Here is an 18466-nt window from a genome sequence, read left to right as displayed (position 1 = left end):
GGTGCGCCGCGAGACGGTCACTCCGCGACCCGACTGGGACGCCACCATCCGGTCCCAGGGGCTCGTCTACGTCGACACCGAGCTGCCCGACGGCGGGATCATGTCGTACTGGGACGAGACCGCCGCGTACGCCTTCGACCTGGACGAGGTGCTGCGGCTGGAGGAGGCCACCGAGGAACTGCACCGGATGTCGGTGGCCGCCGCCGAGCACGTCGTGGCGCAGCGCCGGTACGCCGAATTCGGTATCCCGGAGTGGGCGGCCGAGGCGGTGGCCCGGTCGCTGCGCGAGGCGCCACCCACCCTCTACGGGCGCTTCGACCTGGCGTACGACGGCACCTGGCCGCCGAAGATGCTGGAGTACAACGCGGACACCCCCACCGCACTGGTCGAGGCGAGCATCATCCAGTGGTACTGGCTGGAGCAGACCCGACCCGAGCTGGACCAGTGGAACAGCCTGCACGAACGGCTGGTCGGCGCCTGGGCCAAGATCGGGGCCGGGCTGCACGACCCCCGGGTGCACGTGCTCTGGTCGAACGAGGAGGAGTCCGGCGAGGACCACATGACCGCCGGCTACCTCGCCGAGACCGCCCGGCAGGCCGGCCTGAGCGTCGAGCTCCAGCCCATCCAGGAGATCGGCTGGGACGGCCGGCGCTTCGTCGACGCCGACGACCGCCCGGTGACCACCTGCTTCAAGCTCTACCCGTGGGAGTGGATGCTGGCCGAGCCGTACGGACCGGCGGCGCTGGCCCCGGGCACGCCGACCACCTGGATCGAGCCCGCCTGGAAGCTGCTGCTGTCCAACAAGGCGCTGCTCGCGGTCCTCTGGGAGCTGTACCCCGGCCACGAGTACCTGCTCCCGGCGTACCTCGACTCGCCGCGCGGCATGACGGAGTACGTGGCCAAGCCGCTGCTCGGCCGGGAGGGCGGCTCGGTACGCATCGTCACCGCCGACGAAGAGATCACCAACCCGGGGATCTACGGCGACGAGGGCTGGTGCTACCAGGAGTTCCGGGCGTTGCCGCAGTTCGCCGGCAATCGGATGGTGCTGGGCAGCTGGATCGTCGACGGCGAGTCGGCCGGCGTGGGGGTACGGGAGAGCGCCAGCCTGATCACCGACGGCTACGCGCGGTTCCTGCCGCACTACATCGACGCGCCACGCGCCCCGTGAGTCGTCTACCGTTGGGGGCGTGAACTTCGACGCGTACGCCCGGACCGGCGTTGACCTGGTCAACGCCCGCCTGGACGACCTCGACGACCTGCGGGCCCTCTTCCCCGACGACAACGCCTGGATGCGCGACGAGGTCGCGGAACGGGACGTCGTGATTTTCCGGCGGGCACAGAAGCGGCTGCGTGACGTCTTCGAGTACGGCACCTCGGGGCGCGACGCCCAGGCGGTCACCGAGCTGAACGCGCTGCTCGAGGCGTTCCCGGTCCAGCCGCGCATCTCCGGGCACGACTCCAGCGACTGGCACATGCACGTGACCAGCCGAGGCGCGTCGGTCAGCGCCGAATACCTGGCCGGCGCCGTGTGGGGGCTGTCGGTGTGGCTCTGCGAGTACGGCAGCGCCCGTTTCGGGGTGTGCGCCGACGAGCGGTGCGGCAACGTCTACCTGGACACGTCGTCCAACTGCTGCCGGCGGTTCTGCTCGGAGCGCTGCGCGACCCGTTCGCACGTGGCGGCGCACCGGGCCCGCAAGCGGGCCGCCGTGGGCGAGCAGGTGACGGTGGCCGCTCAGCCGACCGCCGGCGCCGACTCGCTCACCACGGTCAGCTGACGCCGCCGCCCGGCCCGTTCCGGGCGGTCAGGCGTCGACCGGGGACGGTGCCGTGAGGTGCTGTCGGGCGAACTCCAGCGCGGCGCGCAGGTCCGCCTCGCGTACCGCGCGGCTCTTCGCGCCCCGCGTCGCGACCTCCACCGCCACCGCCCCGGTGAATCCGCGCCCGGCCAGCGACGAGAGCAGCTCACCGCAGGGCTGCGTGCCGCGCCCGGGCACCAGGTGCTCGTCGCGGCCCTCGCCGGTGCCGTCGCCGAGGTGCACGTGGGCCAGCCCCGCGCCCATCCGGTCGGCCATCTCGAGGGGGTCGCTGTGCGAGGCCGCGCAGTGCGACAGATCCAGGGTGTACGACGGGTAGCCGGTGTCGGTGGGATCCCAACCGGGGACGTACGGCACGAACTGCCGGCCCGCCATCCGCACCGGGTACATGTTCTCCACCGCGAAGCGCAGCCCGGGAAACCGGTCCGCGACCGTGGCGAGACCCTCGGTGAAGCCCCGCGCGTAGTCGCGCTGCCAAGTGAACGGCGGGTGCACCACCACCGTCGGCGCTCCCAGCGTCTCGGCCAGCTCGGCGGCCCTGCGCAGCCGCTCCCACGGGTCGGGGCTCCACACCCGCTGGGTGACCAGCAGGCAGGGCGCGTGCACCGAGAGCACCGGCACGCCGTAGTGCGCGGACAGGCCGCGCAGGGCACCCGCGTCCTGGCTGACCACGTCGGTCCAGACCATCACCTCGACACCGTCGTACCCGAGCGCCGCGGCCAGTTGGAACGCCGCCGCGGTCGGCTCGGGGAAGACCGACGAGCTGGACAGAAGCACCGGAACGCGGGAAGTCACATCAGCCAGGGTAGCCCGGAGACGCGATCAGATCGGTTCGAGTTGATCGAGTCGACGGAGGATGACGCCCTCACGCAGCGCCCACGGGCAGATGTCCAGCGAGTCCAGATCCAGGCGACGCATCACCGCCTCGGCGACCACGGCACCGGCCAGCAGCTGGTGCGCCCGGCCGGTGCTGACCCCCTCCAGCTCCATCAACTGGGCCGGCGGGATGTGCCGGATGAAGCCGATGACCTGCCGCAAGCCGGCTCGGGTCAGGCTCCGCCGCACCCACAGGCCCGCGCCGGACGGTGCCGCCCCGGCCAGTCGGGCCAGGGTGCGGAACGTCTTCGAGGTGGCCACCGCCCGATCCCAGCCCACCTCGGTCATCTGGTCGACCACCTTGTCCAGCCGGCCGTCGACGTACTCCCGCAGCTTGTCGACGGCCTCGGCGGACGGCGGCGCCGAGCTGGCCGGGTCGACCCGCAGCCGCTCCCGGGTCAGGCGCCCGGCACCGAGCGGCAGCGAGACCGCGACGTCCGGGTCCTCGTCGATCCCGGCGGCGATCTCCAGGGAGCCACCGCCGATGTCCAGCACCAGCAGCCGCCCCGCCGACCACCCGAACCAGCGCCGCACGGCCAGGAAGGTCATCCGCGCCTCGTCCGCGCCGGAGAGCACCGCGAGACGTACGCCGGTCTCGTCACGGACCCGGGCGAGCACGTCGGCCGCGTTGGTGGCGTCGCGCACCGCCGAGGTGGCGAACGCGATCAGGTCGTCGGCGTCCAGTCCGGCGGCGGCCGTCTTCGCCATGCCCACGGCCTTGACCAGGCCGTCCGCACCCGCCTCGGTGAGCGCTCCGTCGGGGCCGATCTGCTCGGCCAGCCGGAGCACCACCTTTTCCGAGTGCGCCGGCCACGGGTGTGCGCCGTGGTGCGCGTCCACCACCAGTAGGTGCACCGTGTTGGATCCGACGTCGAGTACTCCCAGCCGCATGGTGAAGACCCTAGGTGCAACTCGTTTGCGCGGCTCGCCGGCCCGCGGACGTCACCGCGCGTACGCTGGGCCGGGTGACGATGGAGCTCCGCGTGCTGGTGGACGATCCGGGCGACCCGCGCAGCCGTGAGGTGCCACTGGACTTTCCCCGGGAGTGGATCGAGTTCGCCGACCCGGCGGACGAGACTCACCTGATCCGGGCCGACCTGACCTGGCTGCTCTCCCGCTGGACGTGCATCTTCGGCAAGGGCTGCCACGGCATCATCGCCGGTCGGTCCGCCGACGGGTGCTGCTCGCACGGGGCGTTCTTCACCGACTCGGACGACGAGAAGCGGGTCCGCAACGCCGTCAAGCTGCTCACCCCGTCGACCTGGCAGCACTTCCGGCGCGGGTTCAAGAGCTGGACCGACGAGGACACCATCGACGGCAAGAACCCGGCCCGTCGCACCGCCACCCAGGGCACCGAGGGGCCGTGCGTGTTCCTCAACGACGCCGACTTCGCCGGCGGGGGCGGCTGCGCGCTGCACGCCCAGGCGCTGCGTGACGGCGTGCACCCACTGGAGTACAAGCCGGACGTCTGCTGGCAGCTGCCGATCCGGCGGGACCAGGAGTGGGTCAAGCGACCGGACAACACCAAGGTGCTGGTCTCCACGCTGTCGGAGTTCGATCGGCGCGGCTGGGGTTCCGGCGGGCACGACCTGGACTGGTGGTGCACCTCCTCGACGGACGCGCATGTCGGCACCGAGCCGATGTACCTGTCGTACGGGCCGGAGCTGACCGCCCTGATCGGCGCGGCGGCGTACGAGCGGCTGGCCGAGCTGTGCGCGGCCCGGGTCAAGCAGGGCATGGTAGCCCCGCACCCCGCCGACGACGTCTAACCGATCTTGGTAGCAAGGTTGCTATCATTCGCCGTATGGCCATGACGCTCCGCCTCGACGACGATCGTGAACGGCAACTCCGCCTCGTCGCGGACGAGGAGGCCCGGTCGATGCACGCCGTCGTTGTCACCGCGATCGACGACTACCTGGCCCGGCGCAACGCCAAAGAGTTCGGCGACCTCACGGACGAGATCATCGAGCGCCACTCGACACTGCTCGCCCGCCTGGCCGAATGATGACCGAGGTCCGTTACCCCACACTCGCCGACGTGGCGGGCATCGCCCGCAAGCTCGGCGTCGGGATCAGGGACGTCGGCCTCGTGGAGTCCGCGGTGGCTCGACCGAAGACGAGTGTGTTCGGAGATGACGCCTACCCCGATCTGTGGACCAAGTCGGCGGCGCTGCTGCACTCACTGGTCAACAACCACCCGTTCATCGATGGCAACAAGCGCATCGGTTGGATCGTGGCCATCGCCTTTCTGCTCCAGAATCGCGCGATCACCGTCGCCCAACTCGGTCAGACCGACCAGGACGTGGCGTATGACCTGGTCATCAGCGTGGCGGAGAGTCGCGTGACGGAGGTCGCCGAGATCGCCGTCGCGGTGCGCAAGCTGTTCTGAGCGCGGCGGGTCAGCGCAGGGCGGCGTCGACCAGCGTGCGGGCGCTGCGCCGGGCCACCTCGGCGATCACCGGGTCGCCGTCCAGCACGCCGCTGGCGAGCCCGCCGTCGAGCAGCAGGGTGAGCTGTCGGGCGAGCAGTTCCGGTTCGGCAGCGCCGGCCTGCCGGGCCAGCTCGGTCACCCAGGCGCGGACCACGGTCTTGTGCTCGACCGTCCGGGCGTGCACCGGCCCGCCCGCAGGTGACTCGGCGGCGGTGTTGATGAACGCGCAGCCGTGGTATCCGTCCCGGCGACAGGCGCCGACCAACGCGTCGAACATCCCGACCAACTGGTCGCGCGGTTCGTCGCCGGCGTCCCGGGCCGCCGCCCGCAACGCGCCGAACCACGTCTGGTCGACCCGATCGAGGTACGCCAGCACGAGATCGTCCTTACGCGGGAAGTGCTTGTAGAGCGTCGCTTTCGCCACGCCCGACTCGGCGATCACCGTGTCCACGCCGACGCCGCGCGGCCCGTGCGCGTAGAACAGCCGGAACGCGGTGTGCAGGATCCGGTCCCGGGCCGAGCCGGCCGGGGTGCGGGGCGCGGGCATCGGTTCTCCCTCGATCTGCTGGTATCGGGCCGATCCTATAGACAGCTCCGTCTGTAAATCCCACCGCGTCAACGGCCGACCACGCCCGGGCGTGGCTCGCCTGGCTTCCCACCGCCCTTGGCGCGTCCACTGTCCGGCCCTGGGTGCACTCCCCGCAGCCTGTAGAGCTGCCCCGGATATGGGGCGGACCCTTCGACGTGGACAGCACGGACAGCACGGGCAGCACGGGCAGCACGGGCTCCAGTTCTCCTGGAGCAGCCACACACGTGACCCGCCCCACTTCTGGGGCAGCTCTACAGGCCGCGGAGGGTACCACCCCAGCCGCCGGCCATAACCCCACCCGGCACGGCACGGCACGACACGGCACGGCACGTGGCCTTGATGCGCACGACGCTGCTCACGAGGCAGCAGTAGACAGACCCGTCTGTTAGCCTGCTGGCACTCGACACGAGTCCACTCGGCACACCGACGGAGGATCGATCGACATGCGTATCGCAGTTCTCGGAACCGGCTCGGTCGGGCAGGCGATCGCCGCTCGCACGGCGGAGCTGGGCCACCAGGTCACCATCGGCACCCGCGACGTCGCGGCCCTGCGGACCGGCGCACAGGCCGCCTGGGTGGCGCAGCACCCCGAGGTCGACCTAGCCACCCTGGCCGACGCCGCCAGCGCCGCCGAGTTGGTGGTGAACGCCACAAACGGCAACGGCTCGCTCCCCGCCCTGACCGCGGCCGGCGCACCGAACCTGGCCGGCAAGGTCCTGCTCGACATCGCCAACCGCGAGTTTCCGCAGGCCAAGGTGGTCAAGTCGCTCAACACGATGACCGCCGAGCTGATGGTGCACCCGCGGCAGCTCGCCGACGGCGCGCACAGCGTCTTCGTGTCCGGCGACGACGCCGAGGCCAAGCGGATCGTCACCGGGCTGCTCATCAGCTTCGGGCACACCGACGTGATCGACCTCGGCGACCTCTCCACCGCACGAGGCACCGAGATGCTGCTGCCGCTCTGGCTCCGGCTCTACGGCCGGCTCGACACCGCGATCTTCAACATCAAGGTCGTCCGCTGAGAGGTACGCGGATCACGGTTCGAACTTGTAGCCCAGACCCCGCACGGTGACGATGAAACGCGGTGCGGACGGCTCCGGCTCGATCTTGGAACGCAGGCGCTTGACGTGCACGTCCAGCGTCTTGGTGTCACCGACGTAGTCGGCGCCCCAGACCCGGTCGATGAGCTGACCACGGGTCAGCACCCGGCCGGCGTTGCGCAGCAGCAGCTCCAGCAGCTCGAACTCCTTCAACGGCAACTGCACGGCACCGCCGTCCACGGTCACCACGTGCCGCTCGATGTCCATCCGGACGGGCCCGGCCGCGAGCGTCGGTGCGCCCGCGTCGGCCACCTCCGGGCTCTGCCGGCGCAGCACCGCCCGGATCCGGGCGACCAGCTCACGGGGCGAGTACGGCTTGGTGACGTAGTCGTCGGCGCCGATCTCCAGGCCGACCACCTTGTCGATCTCGCTGTCCCGGGCGGTGACCATGATGATCGGAACGGCCGACCGCTGCCGGAGCTGCCGGCAGACCTCGGTCCCCGACATCTCGGGCAACATCAGGTCGAGCAGCACGATGTCGGCGCCGGTCCGGTCGAACTCGGTGAGGGCATCGGTGCCGGTCGCAGCGACCGAAACCTCAAAGCCCTCCTTGCGGAGCATGTACGACAAGGCGTCGGAGAACGACTCCTCGTCCTCGACCACGAGAACGCGGCTCAAGGGGGATTTCCTTTCCATGTGCTGTCAGACCTGCCGTAGCTCGGCCGGACCGGGCTCGATCCCAACCGGCGGCAGTGTCGCCAGCAGGTCGTCCGGTGGACTTGCGGGCAACCGGAGGGTGAACGTCGATCCACCACCAAGAGTGCTCGACACCTCGACCCGTCCGCCATGGTTGCTCGCGATGTGTTTGACGATGGCCAGGCCGAGCCCGGTGCCACCGGTGGAACGCGAGCGGGCCTGGTCGGCCCGGTAGAACCGTTCGAAGATCCGGTCCACGTCGGTCGGGGCGATACCGATGCCCTGGTCGGCGACCGCGATCTCGACGTGTTCGTCGCCCTGTCGCAGGGTGACCCGTACCACCGTGTCCTCGCCCGAGTAGTTGATGGCGTTCTCCACCAGGTTCGCCACCGCCGTGGCGAGTTGGGTCTCGCTGCCGTACACGGTGAGGCCGCGCTCGCCGTCCACCGTCACCTCGACGCCCCGGGCGGAGGCCGTGGTGCGGGTCCGGTCGACCACCTCGGCGATCACCCAGTCCAGCGCGACCGGCTCCGCCGGCGGCTGCGGCTCGGCGCCCTGCAACCGGGTCAGCTCCAGCAACTCCTGCACAAGCCGGCCCAGGCGGGTCGACTCGTGCTGGATACGTTCGGCGAACCGGCGGGCGGCCACCAGGTCCTCGGAGAGGTCGGGTGCCGCCGCCTCGGCCGGCTCGGTGGCGTCCAGCAACGCCTCGGCGAGCAGTTGGAGCGCACCGATCGGGGTCTTGAGCTCGTGGCTCACGTTGGCCACGAAGTCACGTCGCACCCGGGCCAGTCGGTGCGACTCGGTCACGTCGACCGCCTCCACCGCGATGAACCCGTTGCCGATGCCCATCGCCCGCAGGTGCACGCCGAGCGGGTTCTCCCCCGCGCTGTCGCGGCCCCGGGGCAGGTCCAGCTCGATCTCGCGCCGGACGCCGGTGCGTCGCACCTGGCCGGCGAGGGTACGGATCAACGGGTGCGCGGCGATCGTGCCCGGGGCGCTGCCGGTGCGCAGCAGACCCATCGCGCGGGCGGCCGGGTTGATGAGCACGGGCACGTCATCGTTGTCCAGCACCACGACACCGGCCCGGAGTGAGTCGATCGTCCGGCGGCCGAGCCCGGCCTGCTGCTCGTCGGCTATCGCGAGCCTCCCCCTGCTCCAGCGAGAGCTTGCGCTCCCCGTCGACGTGGAACGCTCCCGCGCCGGCAGGAACCGGGGCAGCACGAGCCCGGCGGCCAACCCGGCCACCAACGCCACAGCCACCACGACCGCCACCGCCCACTCCACCCGGCGATCGTAGGGTCATTGTTAACCTGGCTACCACACAGACCGGGACGAACCACCCGCACTTCGAGGAATGTTCACCCCCACGTCTGGCGTCGTTCACCGTGGTTCATCCGTGGTCCGTCCGCGCCACCTACCGTGGGCGTCGCACCTGCTCACCACTGCGCCGGCACCTCGTCGGCGGTGACCGACCACAGGACGTGATGATGCGCGACGAGTTCCGGGCCGACCTCCAGATCGTCAGCCAACTGCTGGTGGACATGGCGGAGGGCGTCCGCGCCGCCATGCGCCAGGCCACCCGGGCCCTGCTCACCGCCGACCGGCAGGCCGCCGAGACGGTCATCGAGCGGGACGCCGAGATCGACGACCTCTACCGACACGTCGAGGAGCGGGTCTGCGACCTGCTCGCCCGGCAGGCACCGGTCGCCTCCGACCTGCGTGCCATGATCACCGCACTGCACGTCGCCGCCGACCTGGAGCGGATGGGTGACCTCGCCGACCATGTGGCGAAGACGGCTCTGCGCCGGCACCCCTCCCCCGCCGTACCGGCGGAGCTGCGGACGGTCTTCACCGAGATGTCCGAGATCGCCGACCGGATGGCGGCGAAGATCGGCTCGGTGCTGGCGAAGCCCGACGCCGACCTCGCCGGCGAGCTGGACCGCGACGACGACGCGATGGACGAGCTGCACAAGAGCCTGTTCTCGGTGCTGCTCGGCGACGACTGGCCGTACGGGGTGGAGACGGCGATCGACGCCACCCTGCTGGGCCGCTTCTACGAGCGCTTCGCCGACCACGCGGTCAACGCCGGCGAGCACGTGATCTTCCTGATCACCGGTGAGAACAAGCCCGCCAGCATCTGACCCGAACAGCAGAAAGGGCCCCGGCAACCGCCGGGGCCCTTTCTGCTGCGCTCAGCGGCCCTGGTTGGCGACCGCGGCGGCCGCTTCCTTCGCCGCCGTCGGGTCGAGGTAGGTGCCGCCCAGGGTGAGCGGACGCAGCTGCGGGTCGAGGTCGTAGCGCAGCGGGATGCCGGTCGGGATGTTCAGCTTGGCGATCGCCTCGTCGGAGATCTGGTCGAGGTGCTTGACCAGGGCTCGCAGCGAGTTGCCGTGCGCGGCCACCAGCACCGTCCGGCCGGCCAGGATGTCCGGCACGATCGAGTCGTACCAGTAGGGCAGCATCCGCTCGACGACGTCCTTGAGGCATTCGGTACGCGGCATCAGCTCGGTCGGCAGCAGCGCGTACCGCGGGTCGCCGACCTGCGACCACTCGTCGTCGTCGGCGATCGGCGGCGGCGGGGTGTCGTACGAGCGACGCCAGAGCATGAACTGCTCCTCGCCGTACTCGTCCAGGGTCTGCTTCTTGTTCTTGCCCTGCAGGGCGCCGTAGTGCCGCTCGTTGAGCCGCCACGACCGGCGTACCGCGATCCAGTGCCGGTCGGCGGCGTTCAGCGCCAACTCGGCGGTGCGGATCGCCCGGCGCATCACGCTGGTGTGCACGACGTCCGGCAGCAGGCTGTGCTCGCGCAGCAGCTCGCCGCCGCGCCGTGCCTCACCCTCGCCCTTTTCGGTCAGGTCGACGTCCACCCAGCCGGTGAAGAGGTTCTTGGCGTTCCAGTCGCTCTCACCGTGCCGCAGCAGGACCAGCGTCCCGACGGTGGGCCCCTCGCTCGCAGTCATGCGGATCATCCTGCACCAACCGCGCGCGGGACACGCGGGCACCCGTCGTGACGACCACCACGTGAAAAAGCTGATGACCTGCGAATCCGGCCAGCACTAGGGTTGTAAGGCGCTGTAGTCACATCGGTCATTACTTGCAAGCGGGGGCACCACATGCGGACGATGCGGAGTTGGTTCCGGGACACCACCGGCGGCCTGCCGACCACCTTCTGGTACCTGTGGACCGGCACCCTGATCAACCGGCTCGGCTCGTTCGTGCTCGTCTTCCTCGCCATCTACCTGACCCAGGAACGCGGCTTCTCGGCCTCCCAGGCCGGCCTGGTGCTCGGGCTGTGGGGCGTCGGCGGCGCGGTCGGCACCACCGCTGGCGGCACCCTCGCCGACCGGTGGGGCCGCCGGCCCACGCTGCTCACCGCGCACGTCGGCGCTGCCGCCATGCTGCTCGCGCTCGGGCTGGCCCGGAGCCTCTGGGCAATCGCGCTGGGCGCCCTACTGCTCGGCATGTTCGCTGAGGCGGCCCGGCCCGCGTACAGCGCCATGATGATCGACGTGGTGCCGGCGAAGGACCGATTGCGCGCGTTCTCGCTCAACTACTGGGCGATCAACCTCGGCTTCGCCTGCGCCGCCGTCCTCGCCGGCCTCGCCGCGCAGGCGGACTACCTGCTGCTGTTCGTGGTCGACGCCGGCACCATGCTGATCACCGCGCTGATCCTCTTCACCCGGGTGCCGGAGACCCGGCAGACCGGGCCGGCCGCCGCGGCGACGACGCAGGCCCCGCGCGGCGCCCTGCGGACGATCCTCACCGACCGGGTCTACCTCGGTTTCGTGGCGCTGAACCTGTTCGCCTCGCTGGTCTTCCTCCAGCACATCTCGATGCTGCCGATCGCCATGGCGGACGACGGTCTCAGCCCCACCACCTACGGCTCGGTGATCGCGCTCAACGGCGTCCTGATCGTGGCGGGCCAACTCTTCGTGCCTCGACTGATCCGGGGCCGGAGCCGCTCGCACGTGCTGGCGCTGGCCGCCGTGGTGATGGGCGTCGGCTTCGGGTTGACCGCGTTCGCCGGCACCCCCTGGCTCTACGGCCTGACCGTGCTGATCTGGACGGTCGGCGAGATGCTGAACTCGCCGTCCAACTCGACCCTGATCGCCGAGCTGTCACCGGCCGAACTGCGGGGTCGCTACCAGGGCGTCATCTCCCTCTCCTGGCAGATCGCGGGCGCCGGCGCGCCGATCCTCGGCGGCCTGGTGCGCGAGCACGCCGGCAACGACACGCTCTGGTTCGCCTGCGCCGTGATCGGCGCCCTGACGGCGGTGGCGCACCTGGTGTCGGGGCCGGCCCGGGAGCGGCGCGCCGCCGAACTTCGCCGCTCGGGCGAGGCATTGGCACCGGTCCGCACCCGGGCGGCGCAGCCCGCCGAAGCGGTCGCCTGACCGCGGTCCGGCTACTGTTAGGAAGCTGAACTGTCAGGAGGTCGGGTGCGGGCCCTACGCCGTTGGTGGGACGACACTGCCGGTGGACTCCCCGCCACCTTCTGGTACCTGTGGTCCGGCCTGCTCATCAACCGTGCCGGCGCGTTCGCGATGCTCTTCCTGTCGCTCTACCTCACCGACGCGCGCGGAGCCAGCGAGGCGGTGGCCGGCACGGTCGTCGGCGCGTACGGGGCCGGCGGGGCGGTCGGTGTGCTGCTCGGCGGGGTGTTGGCCGACCGGTGGGGCCGTCGGGCCACCCTGCTCGCCGCGCACCTCGTCACCGCCGGCCTGATGGTGGCGCTGGCGTTCAGCCGGCCCCTCGTGCTGATCGCGGTGCTCTCCGCACTGGTCGGTGTCGTGCACTCGATGCCCAGCCCGGCCTTCGTCGCGGCGATCGTCGACGTGGTGCCCGCGCAGCGCCGCTCCCGCGCGTTCAACCTCCAGTTCTGGGCGTTCAACCTGGGCATGGCGGTCGCCTCGCTGCTCGCGGGGGTGCTGGCCGAGGCCAGCTTCACCGCGCTGTTCCTCGTCGACGCGGGCGCCACCCTGACCGCCGCCGCCGTGATCGGCTGGAAGGTGCCGGAGACCATGCGCCGCGCCGCGCCGACCGTCGACCTGGGGCCACCTGCCGAGTCCGGCCGGTGGCGGCGTCCCGGCCTGCACACCGCGCTCACCGACCGGACGTTCCTGGTCTTCGTCGGGCTCACCTTCGTGCTGGCCGTACTCACCCTGCAGACCTCGACGATCATGCCGCTGGCCATGCGGTCGGACGGCCTGGGCCCGTCGGCGTACGGAATGGTGGTCGCACTCGGCGGCGCGCTGATCGTGCTCGGGCAACTGTTCGTGCCCCGGCTGATCGACCGGCACCGCAAGGACGTCGTGCTGGCGGTCTCCACCGCTCTGCTCGCGCTCGGTTTCGGCGTCCTCGCTGTCGCGGACGACCTCGCGGTCTACCTCGGCGCCGCCGTCGTCTGGACGGTCGGGTCGATGCTGGCCGCCCCACCCAACGCCCAGATCAACGCCGACCTGGCACCGCCGCACCTACGGGCTCGCTACCAGTCGGTCTTCTACCTGACGTTTCCGGCCGCCGCGTTCGTCGCACCCACGCTCGGCGGCGTCAGCCTGCAGCACCTCGGCGACCGGCACTGGCTGATCGTGGGCGGCCTGGGCCTGCTGGCCGCACTGGGCCACCTGCTCGCCGGACCACCCCGGGAGCGACACGTCGCCGCGCTGCGCCGGGCCGCCGGCCGGGAGCCGAGCGCACCCGCCGACCGCGTCCCGGCCGGATGAACCGACCAGACAGGCCATTGGGGTACGCACAGCGCAAAGCGCCCACCACGTCCCGAAGGTCATGGTGGGCGCCCGCCGGTGGGGCCGGCGGCGGCGGGCAACACTCACCCCCGTAAGCATCGCCCGCTCACGCCGCCGGTCCAAACAGGTGGGCACCGTCCCCCAACGGTTTGTCCACCCGTCCCCTCGCACCTCGCCTGGTGCGCGGATCTGTTCGATCCGCCGCTCCCCCGAACGTTTCCAAGCGTGGCGCGGTGCAATAAAGTTAGTTCGCCCGGATTCTGGATTCAACCCAGAATGGCTGTCTCGCCCATCACAACTGGCGGGTATCCCCAGTTCGAGCCTCGGTCTCCGGCAACAGCCGCATACCCCTGCGGCATTCCCACAAACACCTCAGCCGTCCTCCCGATCGGGTGACTCGGTACGGAAGAAGTTGCTCTGCCGACCGTCACGCATCTGCTCCTGATAGATCAGGTTCAGCCGTCGCAGGTCGAACGTGTAAAACCACTCATCCCAGGTGATTTCGCGGATCCGGCTGCTTTCCCGGTACCCGGGGATGTTGAACGTCAGCACCCCGGCCCGGCCATCCCGCTCGGTGCCGGCAATCGTCGCCGGTTTCGCCCCGCGCTCCCGCGCCCAACGCTGGATCACCTCGTGGTTCGCGGTGATCAGGCTACGCCCCGGCCGCTCCGGTCGATCCGCGATCGACGACATCACCTGCGAACTACGGACCGACCGGCCGGTACCCCGCCCGGTCCGGATCCCACCGGCTGCCGTAGCGCCGGTCGACCGGGTCGGCGCCGCCCGCTTCGCCGCCGGCCGCGCCGGGGCCTTCTTCGCCGGCGCCTTCCGCGCGGGCGCGGTGCGGGCCGTCGCTGTCGTGCGCGCGGCAGCCGTCTTCCGGGCGGCCGTCGACCTGCGCGCAGCCGCCGACGTCGTGCTCTTCCGCGCCGCCGTCGTCTTCCTGGCCGGCGTGGTCTTGGACGCCGTCGTGGTCTTCCTGGCCGCCGTGGTCTTCCTGGCCGGCGTGGTCTTGGCCGCCGTGGTCTTCTTCGCCGCCGTGGTCTTCCTGGCCGGCGTGGTCTTGGCCGCCGTGGTTCTCTTGGCGGCAGCCGTCTTCTTGGCCGCGGCCCGCTTCGCGGGGGCGCTCTTGTTCGCCGGCGCGGCCTTCGCGCGACTCGGCGCCGGTCGTGCCGCCGCCTTCTTCGTCGCGGCGGCACGACCGGCCGACGCCCTGCTGCCGGTGGCCCGACCCGCCGGGCCGGTGCTGCGCCGGCCCGCACCGGAACGCAACGAGCGCACCAACTGCTTCACCAGGTCGGGCTTACGCAGGGCCGAGATCCCGGTTACCCCGCGTTTGCGTAGCTGCCCGCGGATGTCGTCCACCCGCATCCGGGAGATCTCCGTCTCGGAGACGCCGGGAGTACCCGGCGTCTGGTTGCCCGTCTGTCGCTTCGTCCTGGTCGCCGTTGCGCCGCGACCTGAGCTGTTCCGCTGAGCCATGGGACGCTCCGCTCCTTGACACTCCGCCATCGGCACGCGGGGGTCCCTTGCCGCACCGCGCGGTGCGGCATACCCGTCAGGGGCACTCCGAACCACCAGCCGCAGGCCAGATGCGGTCAGGACGGGTCGGGGCCGGCACCGGAAGGCTCGAACAGGTGGGCGAACGCGGCCAGATTCGCGGTCGACTCACCGCGCTTGACCCGCCACTCGTACTCGCGCCGGATGGAACTGCCGAAGCCGATCTCCAACATGGTGTCGAAGGACTCGTCGGCGTACGTGAGCACCGCCCCGAGCAGCCGGTCCAACTCGTCGGCGTCCACCCCCGCCGGGTTGACCCGCCCGGTCAGGTACACGTCGCCGACCGCGTCGGTGGAGAACGAGACGCCGTACATCCGGGCGTTGCGCTGCAACAGCCAGGCCCACAGCTCCTCACGCCGCTCGTCCGGCTGGCGCATCACGAACGCCTCGACCCGCAGCGCGTGCTCACCGACGATCAGGTTGCAGATGGTCTTGAGCTTGTGGGTGCCCGGCAGGGTCACCGCGTACGAGCCGGGACCGGTCGACTCCCAGGCCAGGTCCCGCTCGTCGCAGACCGACTCGATAAGACTCGCAAGATCGCTCTTCGGGCTCACCGGGCCACTCTACGACCGACCTGGCCCACGCACCCGGCGACGACCGACGGCAGCGGTCACCAGGAGCAGGAGAGCGCGGGATCGCCCGCCAGGTTAGCGGCGAGCCGCGTGCGGTGCGCGGAGATCGCCTCGCCGTAGACGTCGAGCAGGCCGGCCACCGTGCGATCCCAGGAGAAGTTGCGGGCGTGCTGCTCGGCCCCCCGGGCCAGGGCAGCGCGACGGGCCCGGTCGGGCAGCAGGCGGCGCAGCGCCAGAGCCCAGTCCACCGGGTCGTGCCCGTCGATCAGCACCCCGCTCACCTGGTCCCGCACGGCCGTGACCAGCCCACCCACGGCGGCCGCCAGCACCGGCGTACCGCAGGCCTGCGCCTCCAGCGCGACCAGCCCGAACGATTCGTTGTGCGACGGCACCGCGACCAGATCGGCGGCCCGGTACAACGCCGGCAGGTCGTCGCCGGTACGCGGCGGCAGGAACCGCACCCGGTCGGTGACCCCGAGCGTGGCGGCCAGCTCGATCAGCGCGGTCGGCCGGTCCAGCCCACTGCCGCTGGGGCCACCGCAGATCACCACGGTCACCTGAGCGGCCAGCGCCGGATCGCGCTGCCGCAGCGCGGCGACCGCCCGGATCAGCACGTCGGGAGCCTTGAGCGGCTGCACCCGACCGACGAACGCCACCACGTACCCCTCGACCGGCAGGCCCAGCCGGCGACGAGCGTCGCGGGTCGCCGCGGACCGCTCACCCGGCGCGGGCCGGAAGCGGTCCAGGTCCACACCCGGCTGCACCACCGTGACGCGGCCGGGGTCGGCGTCGTACCGGTCGACCAGGTCGGCGGCCTCCACGCGGGTGTTGGCGACCAGCCGGTCCGCCTCCGCGACCACCTGCTCCTCGCCGATCACGCGGGCCTTGGGCTCCGGCCGGTCGCCGGCCGCGAGCTGAGCGTTCTTGACCTTCGCGAGGGTGTGCGCGGTGTGCACCAGCGGCACCCCCCAGCGCTCCTTGGCCAGCCAGCCAACCTGCCCGGAGAGCCAGTAGTGCGAGTGGATCAGATCGTAGTGGCCGGGCGGACGGGACGCCTCGGCCCGCAGCACCCCGGCCGTGAAGGCGCAGAGCTGACCCGGCAGCTCCTCCTTGGTCAGCCCTTCCAGCGGCCCGGAGGTGATGTGCCGGACCTGCACGCCGGGCGCCATCTCGACCACCGGGGGCAAATCGCCGGAGGTGGCCCGGGTGAAGATCTCCACCTCGACGTTGGCCTCGGCCAGCCGCCGGGCGACCTCCAGGATGTAGACGTTCATCCCACCGGCATCACCCGTGCCGGGCTGGTGCAGCGGGGACGTGTGCACCGACAGGGTGGCGATGCGGCGTGGCTGGGGCCACGGTCGGGCACCTCGCTGACGACCGACGCCGGTGTGCATTTCCGCCACGTCCGCTCCTTTGTCACGGTTGATGTCGTCTCGCACGACCGGCGCTTCTCGGTCAACCTGTACGCCGGATGTCATCTTCCCCATCGGGCTACGGAAATGCGTCAGCGCGGCCGGCCGGGGTGACCGACCTCATCACCGCGCCCGCACCGACGCGGCCCGCACGCCCGGTCGGGATCGGCCGCCCGGTGCGGGTGACAATGACCCGATGACCTCTGTCGCCATCGTCACCGGAGCGTCCAGCGGGATCGGCGCGGCAACCGCCCGCCGACTCGCCGCCGAGGGTTTCCACGTACTCGCCGCCGCCCGCCGCGCCGACCGGCTCGCCGACCTCGTCACCGAGATCACCGCCGCCGGCGGCCAGGCCACCGCGGTGACCTGCGACGTCACCTCGGACGAGTCGGTCGCCGCCCTCGCCGAGGCCGCCGCGCAGGCACCCGGACCGGTCACCCTGCTGGTCAACAACGCCGGCGGGGCACGCGGACTGGACCCGGTGGAGTCCGGCTCGATCGGCGACTGGCAGTGGATGTACGACGTGAACGTGCTCGGCACGCTGCGGGTCACCCAGGCGCTGCTACCAGCGCTGGAGGCGTCCGGCGCCGGCACCATCGTGGTGGTCTCCTCCACCGCCGGCCTGACCGTCTACGAGGGCGGAGGCGGGTACACCGCCGCGAAGCACGCGCAGACCGCCATCGCCGGCACGCTCCGGCTGGAGCTGTGCGGGCGACCGCTGCGGGTCATCGAGATCGACCCGGGCATGGTGAAGACCGACGAGTTCGGGCTGGTCCGCTTCGACGGCGACGCCGACCGGGCCGCCGCCGTCTACGCCGGGGTGCCCGACCCGCTGGTCGCCGACGACGTGGCCGACTGCATCGCCTGGTGCGCCACCCGTCCCCAGCACGTCAACGTGGATCGGCTGGTGGTGCGGCCACGGGCGCAGGCAGCCCAGCACAAGGTGCACCGAATCGGCCAGTGACGCCAGCATGAGCGGGGCAGCCCGGCACCGGCCGCTCGGCGTCGTCACGCGGGGCACCACCAACCCGAACCGGCTCCGTCGGGTGGACAACTGGATCGTCGCCACCTGCGCCGACCGGCTGGTGGCGGCGGCCGACCCGCTGGTGGTCGACCTCGGCTACGGCGCGACCCCGGTGACCGCGGTGGAGCTGCGGGCCCGGCTGGCCGCGGCGGTACGCCCCGACGTACGGCTGGTCGGGCTGGAGATCGACCCGGCGCGGGTGGCGGCCGCGGCACCGGCCGCCGACCCACCCGGGCTGACCTTCGCCCGCGGCGGGTTCGAACTGGCCGGGCTCCGGCCGGTCCTGGTCCGCGCGTTCAACGTGCTACGCCAGTACGACGAGAGCGAGGTCGCCGACGCCTGGCGGACGATGACCGCCGCGCTCGCCCCCGGCGGCGTGCTGGTCGAGGGCACCTGCGACGAGCTGGGTCGGCTCGCCAGCTGGCTGCTGATCGACGCGGACGGCCCCCGGACGCTGACCCTGGCCGCGAAACTCACCACGCTGGGCAGCCCCGCCGAGCTGGCCGAGCGGCTGCCCAAGGCGCTGATCCACCGCAACGTCCCCGGTGAACCGGTCCACGACCTGATCCGGGCCCTCGACGGCGCCTGGCAGACCGCCGCCCCGTACGCCACCTTCGGTCCCCGCCAACGCTGGCTCAGGGCGGTCACCCACCTGAAGAACACCGGCTGGCCCGTCCTGGCAACCCCCACCCGCTGGCGCCAGGGC

Annotated in this window: 20 protein-coding genes; 11 read left to right on the top strand and 9 right to left on the bottom strand. The window is 71.5% G+C overall.

Going from position 1 to position 18466, the window contains the following annotated elements:
- The first annotated feature begins 1 nt into the window (after position 1).
- Entirely contained in the window at positions 2-1168 is a 1167-nt protein-coding gene (locus F8271_RS12820) for a glutathionylspermidine synthase family protein (protein ID WP_151489915.1), read from the top strand.
- A gap of 19 nt (positions 1169-1187) precedes the next feature.
- Positions 1188-1775, top strand: a complete 588-nt coding sequence (locus F8271_RS12815; protein WP_151489914.1) for a CGNR zinc finger domain-containing protein — start codon at positions 1188-1190, stop codon at positions 1773-1775.
- Between the two features lie 27 nt (positions 1776-1802).
- Here the strand turns inward: F8271_RS12815 and F8271_RS12810 are convergent, their stop codons facing one another.
- On the bottom strand, positions 1803-2609 hold the full coding sequence (locus F8271_RS12810) for a sugar phosphate isomerase/epimerase (RefSeq protein ID WP_151489913.1): 807 nt from the start codon (positions 2607-2609) through the stop codon (positions 1803-1805).
- Positions 2610-2636: 27 nt separating this feature from the next.
- A complete protein-coding gene (locus F8271_RS12805; RefSeq protein ID WP_151489912.1) occupies positions 2637-3581 on the bottom strand; it encodes a Ppx/GppA phosphatase family protein in 945 nt (314 codons plus the stop codon).
- A gap of 80 nt (positions 3582-3661) precedes the next feature.
- On the opposite strand from F8271_RS12805, the gene F8271_RS12800 reads away from it, so the two are divergent.
- The 3 genes from F8271_RS12800 to F8271_RS12790 are packed head-to-tail and all read left to right on the top strand — an operon-like array spanning position 3662 to position 5078.
- Positions 3662-4459 carry a hypothetical protein gene (locus F8271_RS12800; RefSeq protein WP_151489926.1) on the top strand — a complete coding sequence of 266 codons (798 nt, stop codon included), beginning with the start codon at positions 3662-3664 and terminating at the stop codon, positions 4457-4459.
- A gap of 35 nt (positions 4460-4494) precedes the next feature.
- Entirely contained in the window at positions 4495-4695 is a 201-nt protein-coding gene (locus tag F8271_RS12795) for a CopG family transcriptional regulator (protein ID WP_151489911.1), read from the top strand.
- Positions 4692-5078: a type II toxin-antitoxin system death-on-curing family toxin gene (locus tag F8271_RS12790; RefSeq protein ID WP_225854486.1), complete on the top strand. Its 387-nt coding sequence runs from the start codon at positions 4692-4694 to the stop codon at positions 5076-5078. The genes F8271_RS12795 and F8271_RS12790 overlap by 4 nt, the downstream gene beginning before the upstream one ends.
- 10 nt (positions 5079-5088) lie before the next feature.
- On the opposite strand, the gene F8271_RS12785 is transcribed toward F8271_RS12790, so the two are convergent.
- On the bottom strand, positions 5089-5667 hold the full coding sequence (locus tag F8271_RS12785) for a TetR/AcrR family transcriptional regulator (RefSeq protein ID WP_151489909.1): 579 nt from the start codon (positions 5665-5667) through the stop codon (positions 5089-5091).
- Positions 5668-6152: 485 nt separating this feature from the next.
- Here F8271_RS12785 and F8271_RS12780 point away from each other — a divergent pair, with 485 nt between their 5' ends.
- Positions 6153-6731: an NADPH-dependent F420 reductase gene (locus F8271_RS12780; protein ID WP_151489908.1), complete on the top strand. Its 579-nt coding sequence runs from the start codon at positions 6153-6155 to the stop codon at positions 6729-6731.
- A 12-nt stretch (positions 6732-6743) separates the two neighbouring features.
- Here F8271_RS12780 and F8271_RS12775 read toward each other — a convergent pair whose 3' ends face one another.
- Positions 6744-7427, bottom strand: coding sequence for a response regulator transcription factor (locus tag F8271_RS12775; RefSeq protein ID WP_151489907.1), 684 nt, complete (start codon positions 7425-7427; stop codon positions 6744-6746).
- Between the two features lie 24 nt (positions 7428-7451).
- A complete protein-coding gene (locus tag F8271_RS12770) occupies positions 7452-8732 on the bottom strand; it encodes a cell wall metabolism sensor histidine kinase WalK (protein ID WP_151489906.1) in 1281 nt (426 codons plus the stop codon).
- Positions 8733-8935: 203 nt separating this feature from the next.
- Between F8271_RS12770 and phoU the strand changes: the two genes are divergently transcribed.
- The gene (phoU, locus tag F8271_RS12765; protein ID WP_151489925.1) at positions 8936-9589 is read left to right on the top strand and encodes a phosphate signaling complex protein PhoU; all 654 of its coding nucleotides are present in this window, start codon (positions 8936-8938) and stop codon (positions 9587-9589) included.
- A 51-nt stretch (positions 9590-9640) separates the two neighbouring features.
- Here phoU and F8271_RS12760 read toward each other — a convergent pair whose 3' ends face one another.
- Positions 9641-10408 carry a phosphoglyceromutase gene (locus F8271_RS12760; protein ID WP_007465667.1) on the bottom strand — a complete coding sequence of 256 codons (768 nt, stop codon included), beginning with the start codon at positions 10406-10408 and terminating at the stop codon, positions 9641-9643.
- 153 nt (positions 10409-10561) lie between these two features.
- On the opposite strand from F8271_RS12760, the gene F8271_RS12755 reads away from it, so the two are divergent.
- Together F8271_RS12755 and F8271_RS12750 are read left to right on the top strand one after the other, a co-directional pair.
- On the top strand, positions 10562-11842 hold the full coding sequence (locus F8271_RS12755; RefSeq protein ID WP_151489905.1) for an MFS transporter: 1281 nt from the start codon (positions 10562-10564) through the stop codon (positions 11840-11842).
- A 45-nt stretch (positions 11843-11887) separates the two neighbouring features.
- Positions 11888-13171, top strand: coding sequence for an MFS transporter (locus F8271_RS12750; protein WP_151489904.1), 1284 nt, complete (start codon positions 11888-11890; stop codon positions 13169-13171).
- Between the two features lie 393 nt (positions 13172-13564).
- On the opposite strand, the gene F8271_RS34150 is transcribed toward F8271_RS12750, so the two are convergent.
- The 3 genes from F8271_RS34150 to mshA all read right to left on the bottom strand — a co-directional run bounded on the left by F8271_RS34150 (position 13565) and on the right by mshA (position 16832).
- Positions 13565-14464, bottom strand: coding sequence for a hypothetical protein (locus tag F8271_RS34150; protein WP_192580263.1), 900 nt, complete (start codon positions 14462-14464; stop codon positions 13565-13567).
- Between the two features lie 326 nt (positions 14465-14790).
- The gene (locus tag F8271_RS12740; protein WP_151489902.1) at positions 14791-15306 is read right to left on the bottom strand and encodes a YbjN domain-containing protein; all 516 of its coding nucleotides are present in this window, start codon (positions 15304-15306) and stop codon (positions 14791-14793) included.
- A 56-nt stretch (positions 15307-15362) separates the two neighbouring features.
- Positions 15363-16832 carry a D-inositol-3-phosphate glycosyltransferase gene (gene mshA / locus F8271_RS12735; protein ID WP_192580262.1) on the bottom strand — a complete coding sequence of 490 codons (1470 nt, stop codon included), beginning with the start codon at positions 16830-16832 and terminating at the stop codon, positions 15363-15365.
- Between the two features lie 100 nt (positions 16833-16932).
- On the opposite strand from mshA, the gene F8271_RS12730 reads away from it, so the two are divergent.
- On the top strand, positions 16933-17700 hold the full coding sequence (locus F8271_RS12730; protein ID WP_151489900.1) for an SDR family oxidoreductase: 768 nt from the start codon (positions 16933-16935) through the stop codon (positions 17698-17700).
- 7 nt (positions 17701-17707) lie between these two features.
- The coding region (locus F8271_RS12725; RefSeq protein ID WP_151489899.1) for a class I SAM-dependent methyltransferase at positions 17708-18466 on the top strand (759 nt) is incomplete at its 3' end.

The organism is Micromonospora sp. ALFpr18c, from assembly GCF_008868155.1.
In the GTDB taxonomy this organism is placed as follows: domain Bacteria; phylum Actinomycetota; class Actinomycetes; order Mycobacteriales; family Micromonosporaceae; genus Micromonospora.
This window is presented reverse-complemented; position numbering and strand designations above follow the sequence as displayed.